Origin of the sequence: Nonomuraea sp. NPDC048916, assembly GCF_040649575.1 — a bacterium.
Classification (GTDB): domain Bacteria; phylum Actinomycetota; class Actinomycetes; order Streptosporangiales; family Streptosporangiaceae; genus Nonomuraea.
The window spans coordinates 151,669-172,561 of sequence record NZ_JBEZFS010000005.1 but is presented as its reverse complement, the minus strand read 5'-3'; the positions used below and the strand labels follow the sequence as shown (position 1 = coordinate 172,561).

The following is a 20,893-nucleotide window of genomic DNA, read 5'->3' as shown; positions in this document are numbered from 1 at the left end:
CATGGGTGAGTTTTGGCACCGCACAGGGCTTGTTTCGGCTTGCGCTGGGGCCGACTGGTCGATGCTGCGGTGGGGTCGGGCCGTGTTGTAGTGCGCCAGGTAGCTATGAAGACCCGGACCAGCCATCCGGCACCCCTGCATCCTTCCTCCCATCGGACGAAGGGCTCTGCGCCGGGAGTCATTTGAGTTCTTGAGCCCCACAGGATTCGGTCAGGTCAGATCCAGGGCCACCTCCAGGCGCAGGTAGGCGTCGATCCAGGTCTGCTCGATCGCCTCGCCCGAGTCCTGAGACCGCGCCGCCGCGAACGCCGTAACGGCCTGGGCGATCCGGTGGAGCCCGAGCGTGATCAGCCGTCGCGCGGCGGTGTCGAGGCGGGCGTCGTAGGTCGGCGGCAGGTGGGACAGGCCGTGGTGGGCCGCTTCTGCGAGCAGCCCGCGGGTGTCGATCAGTACGGCGGTCAGCGGGTCGTGCTGGTCGTCCTCGGCGACCGCGAGCCGGCCGCTGCCTCCGGCGGGTTGCAGGTCGGGTACGACGACACGGCCGCCGGCAGCCAGGCCGATGGGGTCAATGACGACACCGCCCGCAGTACGGCCGGCCACTCCGCTGACGAAACGCAGCTCGCCTTCCTCCCCGGCGAGTACGGCGGCCAGCGAGTCGAGGCGGCCGGGGGCGGCACCGGTGTGGGTGGCGGTGACGGTGGCGGTGTTGCCTGCCTGGTCGGCGATGAGGGCGTCGAGGCGCTGGTCGCCGGCGGCGTAGGTCATGGCCACCACCTGGGAGACGGCGACGACGCGTACCAGCTCCGCTTCGACGCGCGGGCGGATGGGCCGGAGCGTGAGGGCGTCGAGTTCGCGGCCGAGCGCGGCGAGGTCGGTCACCACCAGGGACGGCGAGAGCTCACCCCAGTCGCCACGCGACGGGCTGACCGTCGTCTTGGAGATCCGCCCTGTGGCCAGCCGCACGGCACGGCTGGCGCTGCGGACGGCCGATTCCGTGACGAGGTTGCCTGTGGCGAGGGCGGCCAGCGTGGAGCCGGCGATGCGTTGCCGTGCCAGCGCGGCGCCGTCGTCGTCGCCGTCCCATTCGCGGCGGAGTACCAGGACCATCGCGCTGTCGCTGTGGGCTAGGTAGATCTCGGCGATCCGCCGGTCGCCGAGGCTGCGGATCCGGCAGCCCAGGCTCTCCAGCCGGGCCCGGCGCAACGGGGTCTCGGCGGCCTCGGCGGTGCCGAGCACGCTGCTGCGGAGGGTGGCGTCGGGGCGGGTTACGGCCCGGTGTCGGGCGTGGAGCTCGGCGAGGTGGCTCGCGAGCAGCTCGGAACGGTAGTGGGCGCTGCGGTTGCGGTAGGCGGCCAGCTGCTCGGCGAGGTCGCCGACGGCCAGCAGCGGCCAGCGCGATCCGGCGGCGTCCAGATGGCGCTGTACGTCGGCGATGGTGGCTTCGAATCCCTGGCCGAGGTGCGCCGCACCTTCGCGCAGGACCGCGCCGGCCAGCCCCAGGGCCCGCTCCAGCCCGGATCCGGTACCAGTTCCGGCTTCGCCGCCGACGTCGACCCGTACCTCCTGCATCCCGGGATGCAGCTCGTCGGCTACCCGGAACGCCCACACGGCGAGGGCGATGACGTCGTCGCGACTGCCCGCGACGGCGTCGGTGTGGACGAAGCCGAGGTCGCCGGGGATCAGGAAACGCACGGTCGCGGTGGCGAGCTCGACCTGCGGCGCGGGATCGGTGGCGGTGGCGCGGCGCACGCGGGCGGTGTATCCAGTCCTTTCGGTACGGCGGGCGGCGGCCATCAGGCGGGCGCCGATCCTGGCGGTCAGTTCGTCGTCGCTCACCTGCCCCGGCGACCAGGCGGGGGGTTCGGGGTCACGGCCCTCAACCTGCGAATGTTCGCCGGTCTCGACGGGCGGGCCATCGCCGGTCCCGGCCGACGGGCCATCGCCGGTCCCAGCAGGCGGCACATCGGCGGTCCCGGCGGGCAGGCGATCGGCGATCTCAGCGGCGGGTCCGGCGTGCTGGTGCTGGTACGCGAGCACCACCCCGACGACATGCCGGCAGACCCCGGTGGCGCCGCACGTGCAGCGGGCCGCGTCGAGCCCGCCGGGTGGCAGGCTCGCGGTCGGTCCGCCTGCGAAGTCGCCGTGCACGGTCCCGTCGGCGTCGGTACGCAGGTCCGGCGCGGCTTCCTTGCCCGCCCGCTTGACCAGGCCGCGGTTGGTGAGCGCGGCGAGGGAGTCTGTGGTGAGCCCGAGCAGATCCGTTCTCATCGGCCCACGTGCTCCGCGACGAAGGACGCCAGCTCGCCGGGGGTCATCGCGCCCACGTACGCCCCGGCGTCGGCCAGGCGTTGCGCGAGTTCCCGGTCGTAGGCGGGGTTGGCCTGCTCGTCGAGGGCGGCGAGGCCGAGAACCTTGCTGCCCTGCTCGACCAGGTTACGCACGATGCGTACCAGCCGGTGGGGATCGCCGCCCTCGTAGAAGTCGGAGATCAGCACGACGATGGCCCGCCGCGGCTGGTCCACGAGTCCGGCGCCGTACGCCGCCGCGCGGGCGATGTCGGTGCCGCCGCCGAGCTGGACCTTCATGAGCAGTTCCACAGGATCGTCCACGTCGGAGGTCAGGTCCACCACTTCGGTGTCGAAGGCGACCAGGTGGGTGCGTACACCGGGCAGACCCCACAGGCAGGCCGCGGTGACCGCCGAGTGGATCACCGAGTCGGTCATCGAGCCGGACTGGTCGACGAGCAGGATCACCTGCCACTGTTCGAGGTGGCGGCGGGTGCGGGAGAAGAACAGAGGGGTCTCGATCACGACCTTGCCGGTGTCGGGCTGGTAGCGGCCGAGGTTGGCGCGCAGGGTCCTGACCATGTCGAAGTTGCGAGCCAGCCGCATCCGGCCCGGCCGCCGTACTTTGGTGCCCGAGAAGGCGCTGCGCACCTCGGTGGCGAGCTGTTCCATGAGCTGCCGTACGACCTGCTCCACGATGCGCCTGGCCAGCCGCAACACCTGCGGGTTCATCAGGTGTTTGGTGTGCAGGACCGCCTTGAGCAGCGCGGGGTTGGGCTCGATGCGCGCGAGCACGTCGGGGTCGGTGACGAGGTCGTGGATCTCGTAGCGTTCGACGGCGTCGCGTTGCAGGCGTTCGATGGTCTCCTTGGGGAACAGGCGGGTGATGTCATCGAGCCAGTCGAAGGTGGTCAGGGTTGACGGGCCGCTCCCGGCCTGCCGCCGTACGCCGCGCCTGCGCAGGTCCTCGTCGCGGCCGTACAGCCAGTCCATGGCGGCGTCGCGGCCGGCGGCCTCCTCGTCGAGCTGCCCGCCGCCGAGGCAGGCGCCGCCGGCCTCGCCGAGCAGCAGGCGCCACCGTACGAGGATGGGGTCGGTCATGGCGTGATCAGTCCCTCCCGGCGAAGTGCCGCATCGACTCGTTCGTCCAGTGCCATACCTGCGGCCACCAGTTCCGGCGCCGCCTCCAGCCGCATCAGGTCCCACGCGGACGCGCCCGCGCCGGAGCGCAGTTCGACCAGGCGGGTGGCGATGAGGTGCCGCTCGCGGGGCGGGAAGTAGCCGAACGCCTGGCGCAGCGCCGGCAGGGCCACCAGGAAGTCGTGGCCGCTCATTGCCGCGACCAGCTCGTCGAGCAGCTCCAGCACGCCGCCGGTGTGCAAGACCTCCTCCCGGGCGAGCGCGAACAGCCCGGCCAGCCAGTCGCCGGCCGACGCGGGGACGAACGCGCCGCGTACCGCCCGTGCGGGGTCCGCGGCGGCGGTGCCGCGCAGTGACCAGCCCAGCCCGAGCGACGCTCCGCGCAGGTCGGGCGGCGCGTCCTGGCAGGCGGCGACGCGGTCGGCGACGCCCAGCGCCGCGTCCACGTCCAGGCCGAGCGGCGGGCCGGCGTGCCTGAGCGCGTCGCGTACGGCGGCCATGGCGCCGATGCGCTGCGGATCGGCGGGTACGGGCCCGCCGTGCACGCCTTCGGCCAGCCACAACGCCCGGAGGGTGGCGGCCCGTACCACGGTGCCCAAGGTGGTGCTGCCGCTGGTGGCGAACAGGTCGTCGTGGCGCCACATCGCCAGGGCAACGGTGAGGGTGCGGCCCAGCGAACCCAGGTCGGCCGCCGCGACGATCGCCCGCGCGAGGTCGTCGAGCACCTGCCCCGCCAGCTCGCCGATGCCGCACAGCGCGGCGTCGAACAGCACGTCGGCCAGCTGGTCCAGGTCGGCGTCCCTGATCCGATCGGCGAGTACGGAGGCCGCCGCCTCCTGCGGGTCCACGCCGTACCCGCCTGCCTCGATCAGGGCGGGCAGGCGGTCGTCGGTCTCGGTCAAGGTCCACTGTTCGACCAGCTCGGTGCCGCCCGCGGGGCGGGGGCCCGAGGTGCGGACCACGCCCGGGATGCCCAGTACGCGCAGCCTGTGCAGGAATCGGCTGCGCTCGCGGCCGGCTTGCCCGCCGAGGTGGAGCCGTTCGTCGCCGGGGCCGCCCAGCTCGGCGAGCACCGCGTGGACCAGCGGCGGCAGCGGGGTCGAGCGGTGCAGGCGGCCTGCCCGGTCACCGCTGAGCGCCGCGATCATCTCCACGACGACCGGATGGTGGCCCGCCTGGAGGGGGCCGCGGGACGCCCAGGGCAGCGGGGTCTCGATCGCCTCGCCGACCAGCGCAGTGGCCAGGCCGTCGAGCACGTCGACCCGGGCCGGATGCGGGTGGCCGCGCATCAGCGCGATCCCGTCGGCGGAGGCGCGCGCGGCGATCAGGTCGGCGGTGGACACCGGCTGGCGCCGGGCGCGCAGCCTGGCCGTCACCGCCTCGGTGAGCCTGCGGGCGGCGCCATCGGGGCCGTACTCCCACAGGTCCTGGTAGTAGCCGGGCGAGGGCATGCCCGACTGGTAACCGTCGAAGGCGTCCAGCCGGCGGAACGAGTACGGCACCAGGTAGCTGCCGACCGCCGCCCCCTCGGGCGGCTGAGGCACCTCCGGCCAGCTCCGCTCGCCCTGCTCGGCCAGCCGGACCAGCGCGGGACGGTGGAAGCCGCCCGTGACCACGACCACCGGCCGCTCGCCCGCGTCTCCGGCGGCCGCCCGGACCCACTGCGCCATGTACGCCTCGCGGGCCGTGTCGTCAGGACCGGTCTCGGTGTCGCCGCGTACGAGGTCGAAGTAGGTGGCCAGCCGTTCGGCCAGCCCGTCGGCCGGTTCGATCTCGAACAGGTGGTCCCACAACGCATCCACGTTGTCCACCGCGAAGGCGCGGCAGAGCCGTCCGGTCACCTCGTCGTAGCGGGTCTCGGCGTCGGCGTAACGGTTGCTGAGGTCCGCCAGCGCGGGATGCCAGGCGGGCAGGTCGATGAAGCGCAGCTCGGCGCCGGCCTCGCGGCCCGCGGTCAGCGCGGTCCACTCGGGGGAGTAGTCGCACAGCGGTGTCCATGAACCGTGGCGCCGCTCATGGTCGCGGTAGCTGGTGTAGACGGCGATCGGCAGCTCGTGGCCGAGCAGGAGCTCGTCCATCCTGTGGTTCATGTCCGCCGGGCCTTCGACCAGCACGTACGCGGGGCGTACGGAATGGATGGTGTCGGCGACCAGCCGGGCGCAGGCGGGACTGTGGTGCCGCACGCCGAGGAAGATGACCGCCATCGTTCAGCCCGGCAGCAGGTGGCGGGCCTCGTACAGGGCCTTCCACTGGTCGCCGTGCCGCCTGCGCTCCAGGTACCTGCGGAGCTTGGCCAGATCCTCCGGGTTGTCCTTGGCGGCCGTACCAGCGAGGCAGGAGACCAGGTCGGCGGCGGTGCCCGGCTCGCGGCGCAGGAACCAGCCGCGCAGCCCGACGGCATGGGCGACCGAGACAGCCTCCGCGGTGCTCATCACCCCCGACAGCCGGTCGGTGGCGTCGCCGCGCGCTGTCTGCCCCTGGCGCAGCTCGCGGAAGGTGGTGACCAGGACCTCCAGCACGTCGCGGCGCGGCGGCGCGGTGACGCCCGAGCGTTTGAGCAGCGCCCCTGCCTCCGCCTCCACCAACGCCAACTCGGTCTCGAAGTCGGCGATCGGGAAGACGGTCTCGAAGTTGAAGCGGCGCCTGAGCGCGGCGCTCATCTCATTGACGCCGCGGTCGCGGGTGTTGGCGGTGGCGATGATGGTGAACCCCTCCTGGGCGAACACCATCGACTCGGGACCGCTCAGCTCCGGTACGGCGAGCACTCGGTCCGACAGCGGTGACAGCAGGCAGTCCTGCACCTCCAGCGGACACCGGGTGATCTCCTCGAAGCGCACCACCTTGCCCTCGGCCATGCCGCGCAGCAGCGGCGCGGCCACCAGCGACCGGGTGGAGGGGCCCTCGGCGACCAGCAGCGCGTAGTTCCAGGAGTATTTGATCTGGTCTTCGGTGGTGGCCGCGCCGCCCTGGACGGTGAGCGTCGAGGTGCCGCTCACGGCCGCGGCGAGCAGCTCGGACAGCAGCGACTTCGCCGTGCCGGGCTCGCCCACCAGCATCAGCCCGCGGTTGGTCGCGAGCGTCACCAGGGACCGGTCGATCAGCGAGGGATCGCCCACGAACTTGCGGCTGATGCCCAGCGTCTCGTCCCCGAGGACGAAACGGCGGGCAGCCCGCAGGCTGAGCGCCCAGCCGGGCGGCCGGTCGTCGGTGTCGTGCTCCCGCAGCATGGCCAGCTCGCCGGCGTAGCGGATCTCGGCCGGGGGCCGCTGGGCGTGTTCGTTCATCGGGTGATGTCCCTCAGGTCTCGAAGGATCTCGGAGGTGGTGATCGGATCGAGGCCGTCGAGCCCCAGCTCCACCAGGGTCTGCTCGTCGGCGAAGTCGGGGTAGCCGATCGAGATGCCCGGATAGAGGCCGATCGTGACGGTCCTGCCGCCGGGCACGTCCCGCTCGATCCAGCCCTGCCAGCCGGCGTCCTGAGGCGCGCCGCGCCGCCAGCCGCGCCGCTCCAGGCCGATCACCGCGCGGGTGGGGATCTTGGCGGCTTCGATCTCGGCCACCAGCGCCGGATCCGGCTCGTACGTCTCCCTTCCCAGCTGCGGGAACGGCTGCAGGATCTCGTAGTCGGCGAACACCTCGGACCAGGCGGCCAGGTCCTCCCCCAGCTCCAGCGGGTGCGCCACGCCTACGAGGGCGTCGTCGGGCAACGTCAGCGTGTCGTCCTCGACGTCGGCGAAGCTGCGGTCCTCGGCCACGCGCAGGGTGCCCGTGAGCTCGCCCGACGGGTCGTACAGGCCCCATACGAGCCGCCGTACGATGTGCCAGAGCAGCGGGTGACCGACGAGCAGCCGGCCGAAGTCGCCGGCGCCCCAGCGACGCCGGTTCACCATGGCCTGCTCCAGGCGGCGGATGGCGTCCCCGGCTACGGAGCGCACGTCCTTCTTCAGCCCGGCGAAGCGCCGGTAGGAGGCGGTCGCGAGCTCCGGATCGTCGTTGGCGCCCGGCTTGGGCAGGTTCTTCAACCGCTTGCCCGAAGCGTCGGCCACGTACGGCTTGAGCTGCTCGTCGAAACCCACCACGAACTGCCTGCGGCCGTAGTCGAGGGTCAGGCTGCCGCCGGCGGACAGGCCGAAGTCGGGCACCAGCCGGTCGGCCAGCTCCTGCGGCGTCAGGCCGAGCTCGGCGGCGACCTCGTCCATCTTCAGCTTGGCCCGGTTCTTCAGCCCGCTGAACTTGACCTTCTCGGCGATGCCGTGCAGGTGCATCAGCGCGACCTCGGAGCCGATGGAGGCCAGCAGATCCAGACCGGTGACCGCGCGCGCGTGCCCGCCCTCGCCCGGCCAGGTCCTGATCAGCGGGGTCAGCCGCCGTACGGTCTCGTCGTCGCCGAGCAGCGCCTGCGCGTCCATCACCCAGCTCTCCTTGGACGGGTAGCCGGCCGCCTGCCAGCGCTGGAACAGCGCCCAGGCGAAGTCGGCGAGGCTGCGGCCGTCGCAGGCCTCCTTGACCACGGCGAGACCGGCGTACGGGTCGCCAGGCTTGGAGATCGCCAGCATCGTCATCACGTGGCGGACCGCCTCGGGAGGCAGCGCGCCCGCGTCGCCGCGCAGGTGGATCGGGGTCATGATCGCAACCTCCGTCCACTCGGGCAGCACGGGCATCTTGGCGGGCAGCGCGTCGAGCGGGTCGGCCACGAGCAGGTCGGCGATCGCGGCCTCGGCGGCGGGCCCGTACCCTGCGGCGGCCTCGGCCACAGTGCCGCGGTGGCCGCCCGCGACCAGCGCCGCCAGCGCCTGCTCGGCCCGGAGCCTGGCCACGCCGGGCTTGCCGAGAGCCGCCGGGATCAGTGCCCTGGCGCCCGCTCCGGGGTGGCGGTTCAGCCAGGCCAGCGCGGTGGCGCGTACGGACTTCAGCCGGGCCAGCCAATCGGCCATCAGCACGGCGACCTCCGGCGCCGCGAACGGCAGCAGCGCCGCGGCGACCGAGCTGGGACCGCGCCGGGCGCTGTCGAGCAGCATGGGCAGCGCCGCCAGCCCGAACCTGGCCACCACCCTCGGCATCCAGTCGCCCGCCCCCCACAGGTCGCCAGGGCGCCACTTCCCGATCAGCGGCGCGGCCAGTTCCTCGGGCCCGGCGACGAACAGGGCGATCCCGTCGGACCAGTAGCCGTCGCGGCCCTCGGCGATCTCGCGGGCGATGTCCTTCCAGCTCCGGCGCCAGGACCGATCCCATGAACCTTCACCCGCCCGGGGGGAATGCCAGTTGTCCTGCTCGCCCGGCGCCCACACGAGGGCCGGTTCGTCGGTGCACACCAGGCCGTTCACCACGACCACCTTGCGCGCCTTGCGCGGGCGGGTCCAGGGCGGGCTGACCAGCACCTCGGGCAGGGCCTCCGGCGGAGCGGCGGCGACGGTCTCAGCGGTCACGATCTTGTTGATGCGCTCGGCGGCGGCGCCGTCGCCGAGGCTCGCGAGCACCTCGTCCACCAGGTCGGGATGGGCCGCCATATGGGCGCGCAGCAGCAGGTCCACGACCTTGCCGCCGGACTCGGCCAGCATCCGCATCGCGCGGCGGGGGAAGCGGGAGGCCGCGCGCAGGAAGGCCGGCTGGGTGTACTTCTGCTCGATGCGGTCGAGGATCGCCCGCATCGCCGTGTCGTACGGCAGGTCGGCGAGCACGTCCAGCAGCCGCTTCCGGCTGTCCGCGCCGTAGGCGTGGTCCACCCAGATGGCCAGCAGCGGCACGGCCGCCTCGCCCATGCCATCGACGACCGTGGCAGGCAGGGCGAGGGAGTCCCCTATGTAGTAACCCCGCACCTGGTCCGTGATCAGCTCGGCGTGCTCCGGCGTGCTGATGGCGGCGATCAGATGGAAGGCGAGAGCCGGGAGGACCTGGCTCACCTCGGCGCAGTCGGCCGCGACCCAGCCGGTCTCGGTGGGCACCAGGTAGGAGGCAGCCACGCGGTGGTGGAGCCCGCCTTCGCGGCTCACCGCCAGTGCCGCGACGACCTCGGCGTACTCGGCGTCGGACGCGGCGGCCAGCACGGCGCGGACCCGGGCGTCGATCTGCTGGGTGGAGGTCCAGCCGTGCCACCGGTCGGCAGCCTCGCCGTCGGCCAGCCGGCGGACCATCCAGGTGCCCCCGTCGTGGACGTAATCCAGCGAGGCCAGCTCGGTCACGGCCACCGCCGCGAACACCGGGCCTCGTTCGGCCAGCCAGGTCTCGGCGAACAGGGACAGTATCTCGCGCTCGGTCCATGGCAGGGACGCGGCCACCGTCTTGGCGACCACCGCTGCGCCCAGCGGTGTGCTGGCGGGCTCCCCTGCCAGGTACGCCGCGCCCGCAGACGTGAGCTCCGGATCCGGGCACTGCGCCACCATGTCGGCGAGCACCTTCCGGCGTTTGTCCAGCTCGGCGGCCAGTTTCTCTGGCGCGCTCGCGTCCGGCCGCTTCACGGAGACCTCCGCTCCGCCCCGCCGGGGGTAGAGAGCGCGCAACCAGGCGGGCGGCAACGTCAGCCGGTCCTCGTCCTCAACGCTGCCAGCGGCTGCAGACGAAGCCACCGGGGAAGCCACCTGCGACGAGGAGGCCGTTTCGTCCTTTGTGTAGCCCTTGCGTAACTTCTCCGCCACCAGCTTGTCCGCGGCAGCCGTGGCGGCGGCGGCCGAGCCGAACGACTTGACCTGCGTCTGACCGCCCGCGCCCAGCCGTCCATACCGGATGTGCAGCTCCGCGCCGTCCTGGCGCACTTCCCAGAACTTGGCCGAACCCCCGCCGACGAACGTCAGCGTGCGCTCCACGCTCATGCCGACACCTCCACCCTGCATCCCGTCATCCTCTTGATCGACAGCGGCGAGTATGGCGTGAACGACCGACAAAGTCGCGCGGAAGGTCAGCCGGGGAGGTCGGGGAGGTCCTCGGCGGCGGTGGTCTTGAGCAGGCAGCGGCCGTGTGCGCAGCGCATCTGGATGAAGGCCGTCAGCGGTTGTTCCACGCGGGCCAGTCGGCATCGCCGGGACGGGCACGGGCGCGCTCGCCCCGACCTGCGCCGTCGCCATCCTGACCACCGCGCTCCGGGCGAAAAAGTTGATCGCGTAGTCTGTCGGGGGCCTGCTGATCCCGCCCCCCGGAGGAGACCCCTGAGGGGTTGCGCGGCTGGACCGACCCTGTGCCGCTATTGCCGCTCCTGTCGGCCATCGCGAACAGAGAAGCGGCGAACTCCCACTGGCCAACAGGCCAGCGAACCATGCCGGACATGCGGAGGCGTCGTGGACCGCGATGCCACCGAGCGTCGCGGTGGGCGGCCCCCTTGGTCGACTGGTTGCGTGATCGCCATCGCAAGTGGCCACAGACGCCCAACCGCCATGTCCTGATCTCATGGAAGTCCGCTGCCAGCACCGAGCCCGTCAGCGACTACTACCTGACCTGGCGTCTACTGCTTCTCGGCGTTCAGCTTGAGCAGATCCGCGGTGACCGTGTCCTCCAGGAAGCACTCGTGGTCAACGCGGATCCGCTGCACTTGGAGCTGGTCTTCAACCTCAGTTCGCAGACCGCCATCGAGTACGCGGACATCGCCCCAAGTCTGCTGGAGCGACCTATCGAGTGACATTCCCGCCGCGCTCAACATACGGCGGGAGCGAAGCCGAAGGCGACGATGCGTGGGATCCGGCACCACCAGACCTGTCGTGGCTCGACCAACTGTCCGCGTACTTCGTTGAGTGCTCCACCGAGTACGGAGATTTGTGCACCAGCTCAGGCGACCTCAGTGGCTTGTTCGATGTTCGTGAGCCGGTCTCCTGTCACATTCGGCGCCTTCGCAGGTTCATGTTCTTGAGCCTTGACGAGGGGATGATGTGACCGATGGAGGAGACCGAGTGGCTGGCCGAGCGTTTCGAGCAGCACCGGCCCCGGCTGCGGGCGGTGGCCTACCGGATGCTGGGTTCGATGGCCGAGGCCGATGACGCCGTCCAGGACGCCTGGCTTCGGCTCGGCCGGTCCGACGCGGACCAGATCGACAACCTCGGCGGCTGGCTGACCACCGTTGTGGCTCGGGAATGCCTGCACACGCTGCGTTCCCGGCGGCAGCGGCGGGAGGAGCCGCGTCTGCCCGAGCCGGTCGCGATCCTGGACGGCAATCTTGACCCCGAGCAGGAGGCGCTGCTGGCCGACTCGGTGGGGCTGGCCTTGCTCGTGGTACTCGACCGGCTCAGTCCGGCCGAGCGGTTGGCGTTCGTGCTGCACGACATGTTCGAGCTGCCGTTCGACGAGATCGCCGCGATCGTGGGTCGCACGCCGACCGCCGCGCGGCAGCTGGCCAGCCGGGCACGGCGCCGGGTGAACGGCGCCGAAATCCCCTCGCCCGACCCGGATCTGGTGCGGCAGCGGCAGGTGGTCGACGCCTTCTACGCGGCCTCACGGGCCGGTGACTTCGACGCCCTGGTCCAGATCCTCGATCCCGATGTGGTCTGGACCTCCGACTTCGGGGCCCACAGGCAGCGTGTCGTCGTCCGCGGCGCGCCGGCCGTGGCCAGGCAAGTCCGCGGCGCGAACGGCGGGCGGCTGCACCCTGTGCTGGTCAACAGCGTGGTCGGCGCGTTGATCACCGTCGATGGCCAGCCGTTCGCTGTGCTGGTCTTCACCGTCGCGGGCGACCGGATCGTCGCCATCGACGGGCTCCGTGACCCCGAGCGGGTCCGCCAGTTCGCCGACGCCGCCGGGATTCCTCCGCCGCCTGTCACATCGCCGGCACGCGAGGGCTCATAGGGGCGACACCATTTCCCCAGCACCATGGAGGACACCGTGGGAGCACGGATCCCCGACATCAACACACACCTGCCCGAGATCCAGGAGTTGGCCGGCACGCTGGTCAAGGCCACCGGCAACGGCTCGGTGCCGGCGACCACGATCAGCTTGGTCTATCTGCGTGCAGGCCAGATCGTCGGCAGCACCTATCAGGTGATGCGGCACTCGGCCGACCTGCGTACGGCGGGCGAGTCCGAGGCCAGGATCGCCGCCGTGGCGACCTGGTGGGACGTGCCGTACTTCACCGACGCCGAGCGGGCCGCGCTGGCGCTGACCGACGCCGTTTTCCGGCCCGGCGCGCGTGGCGAGGAACGGGTACCGGACGACCTGTACATCGAGGTCGCCAAACACTATGAGGACAAGGCGATGGCCACCCTGATGATGGTGCTCGCCTCGGCCGGCTTCTGGATGAACATCGCGCTCATCCACAAGCCGACACCCGTGCCGGCCTGACCACGCCGTCAGTCCGCGCGCCCAGCGTGCAAGTGCCACATCCTGGCGAGTACGAGGTTCTGGTCGTGGGCGGGGACGTTCGTTACCGATCCGCGCGATGGCCTCCGTAGCCAGCGGGACGGGCGGTCGAGCTGGCTGACGCGAGCCGCCAACCACCGGCGGCTCGCGTCTCATCCGGCATCGCCCGCGAAGCCATGTTCGGTCGAGGAAGCCGGGCACGTTCATCCGTACACGACCGAGCAGCCAACTCAGTACGCCGACACCAACAGCCTCCAGGGGAGCACAGCGCGTGAGCCCTACTGTCACGAACCTGGCGCTCAACAGACGACGGCGTGGACACGCACTGACGTTTGCTCCGCGCGAGCACTGACATTCTGTCCGCGCCTCACTGACATCCCCGCCCGCTCAACAGTTGAACTCAACCTGATCTTGGTTATGAGCTGTCGAAATCCCGTGGCTCAACGCTGTTGAGTGCTCAGCCAGCGCCGTAATCTGGGCCGTCACCTGGTCGTGGCCGTGGCGCAGCTCGCGGTAGATCGCCTGCAGCACCAGAAGTTGAGCGTTGGCCAACCGCTCGGCAGGTGTCTGCGCGGCCAACTCGGCTGCAATGGCCTGCTCATAGCCGATTGCGCCGAAGGCCTGCAGGGCGAACTGGTGTCGACTTCCTACACGTGGACACGGCCCACCGGCACCACCATCTCCTCACGCTCCGCGCGGGTCGCCCAGGGGGTTGCCCCGAGCCGCGGAAGACCCGGTCCCCCATGACCGGATACGCTTTCAGCAGCGTCAGGGGCCACTGCGGGCCCCTGACCGAAGGAGGAGCGGTGGTGCGGCCGGTGTTCGTGCCACGCGGGCCAAAAAGGGGGTGTGATGTCGCATCCCTGGCGCGGCTGGTGTCTCCTGCGGCCCGGCCTCCTGCTGTACGGCGGCACGGTCGGCACCAATGAGCCGCATGCGCACCACGCGGTCCAGCTCATCGTCGCCGCCGAGCCCTTCACCATGGCCGACGCCCAAGGGGAGCGGCTGACCACGCGGATCGCCGTCATCCCGCCCGACACCGGCCACACGGTGCTCAGCGGAGCTCGCGGCGCCCTGCTCGCCCTCCTGGACCCGCGCAGTTCGCCGGGCCGGTCCCTGCTCGCGCGCTGCGGCACCGGGCCGCGGGCTTCGGCCTGGTCGCCGTCCGCCGCACAGACCGGCGATCTGCCCGCCCACGGCCCCTCGTTGATCGAAGCCGGGCCCTTGAGCCTGCGACCTGAGTACTACGGCGGAATGCGGCCGCTCATGTTCGCCGAGCCGCAGATCGGTCATGTGCGTTCCGCGGAGGCGGCGAGCGCGCTACGGGTCGTTGAGGCGTGGAGCGGCCATGGCGGCGCCGGCGACGTCCTGCTCCACCCGGCGGTGGAGGCGGCGATCGCCGTGATCCCCACGCTCCTGCGAGGAGGGCCGGTGCGGCTGCGAGCGGTGGCGGACGCGGTCCACCTGTCGCCGAGCCGGCTGGCGCACCTGTTCAGCGCGCACGTGGGGATCCCGCTGCGGCCGTATGTGCGGTGGCTGCGCCTGCGGCGCGCCATCGACCGGGTGGCCGCCGGGGAGACGTTGACGGCGGCCGCGCACAGTGCCGGGTTCACCGACGGCCCGCACTTCACCCGGGCATTCCGGCGCACCTTCGGAAACGCGCCCTCCGAGCTGGCCGCCGCGATCGACTGGTTGCCCTGACTCCAACGTGTGACTAGCGCAGTTCGCGCTTGAGGATCTTGCCGGTCGCGGTCATCGGCAGGCTCTCACGGAACTCGATGATCCGCGGGTACTTGTAGGCCGCCATGTTCTCCCTGCACCAGGCGACGAGCTCGTCCTCGCTCGCCGTCGCGCCGGCCGACGGGATGACGTACGCCTTGACCTCCTCGCCGTGCGAGTCGTGGCGCACGCCGACCACCGCCACCAGAGAGACCGCCGGGTGCGTCATCAGCACCTCCTCCACCTCGCGTGGGTAGACGTTGAAACCGCCCCGGATGATCATGTCCTTGGTACGGTCGACGATGGCGTAGTAGCCGTCCTCGTCGCGGGTGGCGATGTCACCGGTACGGAACCAGCCGTCTCGCAGAACCTCCGCGGTGTCCTCGGGCCTGCCGTAATAGCCCTTCATGATGTTGTGCCCGCGGATGGCGATCTCACCGGGCCCCTCACCCTCGACGGTGCTCCAGCCGTCGTCCACCAGCCGCATCTCCACCCCCCAGATGGGGAAGCCGATGGTGCCAGGCTTGGTGGGCCGGCTGAGCTGGTTGAAGCAGGCCGCGGGGGAGGTCTCCGACAGGCCGTAGCCCTCCAGGATCGGGATGCCGAACGTGGCCTCGAAGTCCTTGAGCACCTCGACTGGGCAGGATGCCGCCCCCGACACCGCCACCCGCAGCGTCGTGGGCACCTCGGCCCCGTTCGCGTGGATCGTCGACAGCATCGCCCAATACATGGTCGGCACCCCGGCGAACATGGTCACTTTCTCCCGGCGCATGAGCTCCAGCGCTTGACCGGGCTCGAAGCGCGGTAGCAGCACGAGGGTGGCGCGGCGGCGCAGGCTCACGTTCATGACCGAGGTCTGGCCGAAGGAGTGGAAGAGCGGTAGCACGGCGAGCGAGACGTCACCCTCGGGATCGGTGGGGAACATCTCATCGCTGACCATGGTGTTGATCAGCATGTTCGCGTGGGTGAGCTCGGCGCCCTTGGGCTGGCCGGTGGTGCCGGACGTGTAGAGGATGGCCGCGACGTCCTCCGGCCCGGTTCGCACCGTCTCGAACTCTCCGGGCATCCCGTCCAGCGCCGCCCAGAACGACTCACCGTACTCCGACTCGGTCACCAGCGGCGTTGCGGGCAGGACGAAGAAGTGCTCACACCCCTCCGTGCCGTCGAACCCCTCCCGCCCCCGCGCCCCCATCGGCAGTTCGGCGGTGCCCTCGAAGCAGAAGAGCGCCTTGGCGTCGCTGTCGGCCAGATGGTATGCGATCTCGCGCGGCCGCAGCAGCACGTTGAGCGGGACCACGGTCGCCCCGGACTTGAGGATGCCGAAGTAGACGAAGGGGAAGTAAGGCAGGTTCGGGCAGAGCAGCGCGACCTTGTCGCCCTTGCCGATCCCCCGCGCTACCAGAAGGTTGGCCACCTGGTTCGCGACGGAGTCCACCATGGAGTACGGAAGGCGTAGGTCCCCGAAGACCAGGGCGGTGCGGTCCGGGACCGCGCGGGCGCTGTCTTCCAGAATGATCGACAGACTGAGCATCGTGACCCTCTCCTCGGAACGCATCGTCCGTCCCCCAGGATGCTCCGGCGGATCTCGGCAGGACTTGTACGAACGTGCCGACTCCATCTGACCGCGGCACGCCACCGGTTTCGGGGCGGGGCCGGGCTTGGCGTCGTCCAGACGGCCGCGCACGGCGCGGGCCTGCCAGCGCAGTACCCGCACGTGCCCGGACGCCCGACCCTGGAGGCCCCGGCCAGCGCGTCCGGGGCGCCCCGCTTGGCGGTCTTGCAGATCGCGTTCACCGTCATCCGGTTCACGCCGTAGGCCGCGCCCAGGGAGGTGGTGTTTGAGAAGGCCACCCGTAATCCGGTGACTTTTAGGAAGCAATCGCCCCAATGGTCACTTTATCATCTTTTGTCTCATTTTCGGAATCGTTCGTCTTCCGGCATTCGGCGAGGATCTCCAGGCCCATGTAGCGGCGCTGCTCCGTCCACTCGTCGTTCTGCTCGGCCAGCACCGCGCGCAGCTCACATAGCCGCGCGCCGCAGCCCCTGTGACGTAAGGTCCCGGGTGTGGACACAACAGCCCCGGTACCCCGCGTCCTCGTGATCGGCCTTGACCCGTATCGGGTTCCCGGGCCCTGGGACCCGAAGCCGGTAGCCGACGCAATCGAGGTCGGCATGGCTCGATTCGCCGAGCACGGCGTCGGCGTCGAGACCTGCCTGTTCGGCCTCGACGGCAGCGACGACGTGGAAACGATCGTCAGCCATACCCTGCGCGCGCGACCCTGGGAATGCGTCGTCATCGGCGGCGGCGTACGGAAACCCGAAGATCAGCTTGAGTTGTTCGAGCAGGTCATCAACCTGGTACGACGACACGCTCCCAACGCGGCGATCGCGTTCAACACCACCCCAACGGATACCTTCGACGCAGCCGCCCGCTGGATCGACATTCCCAGACCGGCCAGCTCCGGCTAACCAGCGCGGCACCTAACCAAAGCACACCCCGGCCCCTAGGCTTCGGGGCGAAGCAGTCCGGATCGCTTCGTCATCGGGCCGGCCCTTCTGATCGTTCATGAGTGCAGGCGTCACGTTGGCCAGCGCATCCGCTGATTGCGTTCAAGGCCGGTGATGAGCGTCGCCACCTGGACAAAGGCTACGGCCACGAGCTGTCGCTCGATGTCTACTGATGCCCCCTGAGCACATCGCCGAACTACTGAGCAAAACCGGGCATGTCCTGGACGCTCAGCTGATCCGCGAGCCTGATGAGAGCGAGAAACCCCGGTCAGGCCGACAAGCCTTCTTCCTGGCTCACAAGCCCCACGAGTCCTAGCCGGAGGGTTGTGTCGGGTGCGGCGGACGGCGGTTGCCGCACTCGATCTCACTACGACTGACCACAGGCGCGTTGACATCCCCCGAGAGAAGATCACGGGTGGGGGGCTGGGCGAAGCTGATCGAAGCTGAGCTTGTTCCGCTTCGACGGACATCAGACCAGGTCAGTCCTGAGGTTTCCGCCAGGTGATGCTGTAGCGCCACAGGAGGTGACGGCGATAGTGGGAGCCGGGCAGGATGTCGGAGGCCAGCGTTCGCATCTGGGGGTACGTCACTGGCGGTGGCCACACCGTGGGGGACGGATGCTCCCAGTGGCCCTTCGTGGCGCGGTGGAAGATCCCGGCCGCGACGCCGGCCAGGTCGCGTGGCAGGTCGTTGGGCATGGTGCTCCGGGCTAAGCCGACGATGGCCAGGATGCCGCCGGGGCGCAGCAGGTCGCGCATGCGGGCCAACCCAGCGGCGGCGTCCATATGGTGCAGGGTGGCCACCGACGCGATGACGTCGAACGAGGCGGGCTCGAAGGGGTGGGTGAGGAAATCGCCGAGGATGTAGTCGACGTCGTCGGGGTGCTCGCGGGCTTGGTCGATGCTGGGCGCGTCGAGGTCGATGCCGGTGACGCGCGGCACGGTCCGCCGGAGTTCGCGGGCGAGCATGCCCTCGCCGCAGCCGACGTCGAGGGCGCGCTGGGCGCCCTCGGGGATCGCGCGCAGGATGCGGGGGTGGTAGTGGATGTTGTGGTTCCATCGCCTGCTGTTCTTCACCGTCATGTGAATCATCCTGCTGGACGTGGGGCTTGAGCCTCTCATCTGTCTGGTGCGAGGAGGATGGTGTTGCCAGGGTCAACGTCGTTGTCCCAGGCCAGAGTCGGTGGTTCGCTCCGGCCAGGTCGGCGAGTCGAGTGCCGCCTGAGCTGACAGGTGAGCCGACTTGATGGGCGGCCGCACATGGGGTCGTGGACCGCGCGATCCGTGGCCTGGCCTTGTCCGCCAACTGGTGAGCCGTCACTGAGCTGTCACGGGGAGATGGCCTTGTACAGGCGTCTCGCCTCGTGCAGCACGAGGCTCGACCCCTTGCGCGCGGCCATCTCCGCCAGCCCGAAGATCTCGCCTTTGGCGCCCGCGAGCACTGCCGCCCGCGCGGCGGCCCCCAGCAACTCGCCCAGCCCGGCGCGCGGCCGTTCGCCGGGGCCGGGCAGAAGGAGCGGGAGGGCCACGGCGAGCGTCCGCCACACCTCGGCGTGCGCGCCCACCGCCGTCAGGCCGCCGAGTGCGGCGGTGATCCGCTTGAGCATGACGAGCTCGTGCCGGATCAGCTTCGCGACGGCCGACCCGAGGTCGGCGGCCGGGAGCTGCCCGCGCGCGGCCAGCGTGAGCGCCGCGTCGGCCGCCGCCGCCCGCTGCGCGTCCCGCCGGTGCCCCAGCCCGCCCGCGATCGCAACCGTGGTCGCGGTCCCCACGGGGCCTTCGCCATGAGCCAGGGCCGCCAGGGCCTCCATCCTGAAGTCGTTGGAGCTGGGCAGCCAGGGCATGCAGCGCACGAGATAGGCGGCCACGATCTCGCGGTGCGAGGGCATGATCATCGGCCACCACAAGGCGTCGTGCGGGTAGGAGAGATAGGTGTTCTGGGGCTTGAGCACCCACAACTCCGCCAGCCAGGCGGGCAGGCCCGCGGGCGGCACAACCTTGGGCCGCAGCTGGTGGGACCAACCGCGGGTGACGTAGCCCGACCTCTCCTTATGCAGCTCCCAGTCCACAGTGGGGTCGGGCCACCCGCCGTCGCGCAACCAGGCGGCCAGCGCGCGGCCCGCCTGTGACGGTAGCTTCTCCGCCCGTACGAATAGCTCGGGGTCGATGTGCCGGGGCAGCCGCAGCAGCGCCTGCTCGAAGTCGGCCGGAAGCGGCTCGTTCTCCCCCAATCTCTCCATCCGCCCTACCAAGGTCGCGGCGTCGACGTGGCCGGTGGACGCGGTCGGCGTGGCGAGCAGCGCGGGAATCGTCTCCCCGCGTTCGAAGAGCGCGATCACCTCCTCCAGGCGGCGCCGGATGAGGTGCTGGGGCGGCCATTCGCTGGAGACGTGGTACGAGCTTGTCTGGGCCAGCGACGTGCTCACCTGCCGGCTCCGCTCGGGCGCCACGACCGCCAGCGCGCAGCGGGCCAGCAGGGTGTGGACGCCGCGGTCGTGGCCGTTGCGGTCGAACACGTACACGTTGGGGTCGCCCAGATGCGGCCGGCTCTCCTCCCACCACGGCCGCAACGCCGCCGCCATGCCGTCGGGGTCGCGGTGGGTCAGCTCGACAAGCCCGGCCAGGACGCGCTCGCACTGCTGCGGCTCCTCAGACCAGCCCAGCGCCCGCAACTCCGCGACCAGCTCGGCCGGCGAGGCGAACGGCGGCGCGAGGGCGGGCAGCGCGGGCGCGTGCAGGACGGCGGCGACCGGTCGCTCCGGCTCCGCCGGGGCGATCGCGCCGTAGGCGGCGGCCACACGCTCGCGCAGGTCGGCGGGCAGCCGGCCCGCGGCCTCGCGAATCGCCTCCCGGCCGGTGTCGTCCGCGTGCGGGGCCAGCTTGACCGCGAGCCGCACCGCGCGTTCCCGCAGGGCCGGGGTGTCTACGTCGAGGACGGTGGCCAGCGCGGGCACCGCGCCGCCGCTCTTCGGCGCGGGCGTCTGTGCCAGCCACCGCACGGCCGACTGGAGGAGCTTCTTCTCCGGCCGGTAGGCCAGCGACTCCAAGGCCTCGGCGAACAGCTCGTCGTCCAGCAGCCCCGCGGTCTCGGCCCGCTGCAGCTCCTCCAACGCGAGCTGCGCGAGCGGCGGGGCGGCCGACGGCAGCAGGCGGACGAAGTCGAGGACCGGGATCTCCTCCGGCTCCGGCCGCAGCAGCCGCCAGAACCGCACGAACGGGGCGATCTCCTCAGCCGGGCCGCCGGTCAGGAACCGGCCGGCGCAGCCGTCGATCAGCGTCTCGCGTGGCACCCGGCCCTCGTCGGCCAGCAGGGCCAGCTCGCCGAGAATGCTCAGGCCCGTGTTCCAGCGCTCATCCAGGGCCAGCGGGTCGGCCACGCCCTGCGCCTGGAACAGGCGCGGCAGCAGGGGACCGAGCAGCGGATCGCCGTCGAGGCCGCGGCCGTCCCCGCGCCGGCGCAGGACCAGCCGCCAGACCCACCCGACGACGAAGGCGTCGCCGTCCGGCGGCTCGATGCCCGTCTCGGACACCAGCGCGGCGGCCAGGTCCCAGCCGGGCATGCCCTCCATGCGCCGCCACCTCCTGCCGGTCGGCGGCCTCAGCCGGTCCACCAACCGGACGGCCAGGTCACGGCGCCATTCCACGGGGCGGCGCCGCAGCAGGGACACAATGCGGTCGGCGTCCTGCTCAGGGTCGCGCGGCCGGCGCAGCTCCCTGCGGTTCAGCCAGGCCGCCACCTGCTGGGCCCCGGTGAAGCAGGCCGCCCCCGCCAGCCGGTATCCGGGCGCCAGGCCCTCGATCTCCCAGCGCGCCTCGAACCCGCCGCGCAGCTCCTCGGCCAGATGGCCCGGGAGCTGCATGGCGACCGCCCGCCGGCCCAGGCCGCTCAGCCCGTCCAGGAACTTCGCCAGGTCCTCGTCGTCGCGCGCCTCGATGCGGTCGAGGACCTCCTGCCAGGGATTCATGCGGA

General features: G+C 71.2%; 15 protein-coding genes. 5 read left to right on the top strand and 10 right to left on the bottom strand.

Going from position 1 to position 20,893, the window contains the following annotated elements:
- Positions 1-210: 210 nt before the first annotated feature.
- From AB0C16_RS06610 to AB0C16_RS06590, 5 genes are read right to left on the bottom strand one after another with little or no spacing between them, the layout of a single operon-like run.
- The gene (locus AB0C16_RS06610; protein WP_357679614.1) at positions 211-2,268 is read right to left on the bottom strand and encodes a hypothetical protein; all 2,058 of its coding nucleotides are present in this window, start codon (positions 2,266-2,268) and stop codon (positions 211-213) included.
- Positions 2,265-3,386, bottom strand: a complete 1,122-nt coding sequence (locus AB0C16_RS06605; protein ID WP_357679612.1) for a VWA domain-containing protein — start codon at positions 3,384-3,386, stop codon at positions 2,265-2,267. The genes AB0C16_RS06610 and AB0C16_RS06605 overlap by 4 nt, the downstream gene beginning before the upstream one ends.
- Positions 3,383-5,629, bottom strand: coding sequence for a DUF5682 family protein (locus AB0C16_RS06600; RefSeq protein WP_357679609.1), 2,247 nt, complete (start codon positions 5,627-5,629; stop codon positions 3,383-3,385). Before AB0C16_RS06600 ends, AB0C16_RS06605 begins: the two co-directional genes overlap by 4 nt.
- A 3-nt stretch (positions 5,630-5,632) precedes the next feature.
- Entirely contained in the window at positions 5,633-6,709 is a 1,077-nt protein-coding gene (locus AB0C16_RS06595) for an AAA family ATPase (RefSeq protein WP_357679607.1), read from the bottom strand.
- The gene (locus AB0C16_RS06590) at positions 6,706-10,230 is read right to left on the bottom strand and encodes a DUF4132 domain-containing protein (protein WP_357679605.1); all 3,525 of its coding nucleotides are present in this window, start codon (positions 10,228-10,230) and stop codon (positions 6,706-6,708) included. The genes AB0C16_RS06595 and AB0C16_RS06590 overlap by 4 nt, the downstream gene beginning before the upstream one ends.
- 503 nt (positions 10,231-10,733) lie before the next feature.
- On the opposite strand from AB0C16_RS06590, the gene AB0C16_RS06585 reads away from it, so the two are divergent.
- The 3 genes from AB0C16_RS06585 (at position 10,734) to AB0C16_RS06575 (ending at position 12,679) form a co-directional block, all read left to right on the top strand.
- Positions 10,734-11,030 carry a hypothetical protein gene (locus AB0C16_RS06585; protein WP_357679603.1) on the top strand — a complete coding sequence of 99 codons (297 nt, stop codon included), beginning with the start codon at positions 10,734-10,736 and terminating at the stop codon, positions 11,028-11,030.
- 254 nt (positions 11,031-11,284) lie between these two features.
- Positions 11,285-12,187 (top strand): sigma-70 family RNA polymerase sigma factor, encoded by a 903-nt coding sequence (locus tag AB0C16_RS06580; RefSeq protein WP_357679600.1) that lies wholly within the window; start codon positions 11,285-11,287, stop codon positions 12,185-12,187.
- A 36-nt stretch (positions 12,188-12,223) separates the two neighbouring features.
- Positions 12,224-12,679, top strand: a complete 456-nt coding sequence (locus AB0C16_RS06575) for a carboxymuconolactone decarboxylase family protein (protein WP_357679598.1) — start codon at positions 12,224-12,226, stop codon at positions 12,677-12,679.
- 405 nt (positions 12,680-13,084) lie between these two features.
- Here AB0C16_RS06575 and AB0C16_RS06570 read toward each other — a convergent pair whose 3' ends face one another.
- Positions 13,085-13,276 carry a hypothetical protein gene (locus tag AB0C16_RS06570; RefSeq protein ID WP_357679597.1) on the bottom strand — a complete coding sequence of 64 codons (192 nt, stop codon included), beginning with the start codon at positions 13,274-13,276 and terminating at the stop codon, positions 13,085-13,087.
- Between the two features lie 273 nt (positions 13,277-13,549).
- Here AB0C16_RS06570 and AB0C16_RS06565 point away from each other — a divergent pair, with 273 nt between their 5' ends.
- Positions 13,550-14,398, top strand: a complete 849-nt coding sequence (locus AB0C16_RS06565; RefSeq protein WP_357679594.1) for a helix-turn-helix transcriptional regulator — start codon at positions 13,550-13,552, stop codon at positions 14,396-14,398.
- A 13-nt stretch (positions 14,399-14,411) separates the two neighbouring features.
- Here the strand turns inward: AB0C16_RS06565 and AB0C16_RS06560 are convergent, their stop codons facing one another.
- Positions 14,412-15,947: a long-chain fatty acid--CoA ligase gene (locus tag AB0C16_RS06560; RefSeq protein ID WP_357679904.1), complete on the bottom strand. Its 1,536-nt coding sequence runs from the start codon at positions 15,945-15,947 to the stop codon at positions 14,412-14,414.
- A gap of 337 nt (positions 15,948-16,284) precedes the next feature.
- Positions 16,285-16,425 carry a hypothetical protein gene (locus tag AB0C16_RS06555; protein ID WP_357679914.1) on the bottom strand — a complete coding sequence of 47 codons (141 nt, stop codon included), beginning with the start codon at positions 16,423-16,425 and terminating at the stop codon, positions 16,285-16,287.
- A gap of 88 nt (positions 16,426-16,513) precedes the next feature.
- Here AB0C16_RS06555 and AB0C16_RS06550 point away from each other — a divergent pair, with 88 nt between their 5' ends.
- Entirely contained in the window at positions 16,514-16,885 is a 372-nt protein-coding gene (locus AB0C16_RS06550; RefSeq protein ID WP_357679592.1) for a hypothetical protein, read from the top strand.
- Between the two features lie 518 nt (positions 16,886-17,403).
- On the opposite strand, the gene AB0C16_RS06545 is transcribed toward AB0C16_RS06550, so the two are convergent.
- Complete coding sequence (locus tag AB0C16_RS06545; protein WP_357679589.1) at positions 17,404-18,006, bottom strand: class I SAM-dependent methyltransferase; 603 nt, start codon at positions 18,004-18,006, stop codon at positions 17,404-17,406.
- Positions 18,007-18,251: 245 nt separating this feature from the next.
- Positions 18,252-20,888: a DUF6493 family protein gene (locus tag AB0C16_RS06540; RefSeq protein WP_357679587.1), complete on the bottom strand. Its 2,637-nt coding sequence runs from the start codon at positions 20,886-20,888 to the stop codon at positions 18,252-18,254.
- Positions 20,889-20,893 lie beyond the last annotated feature (5 nt).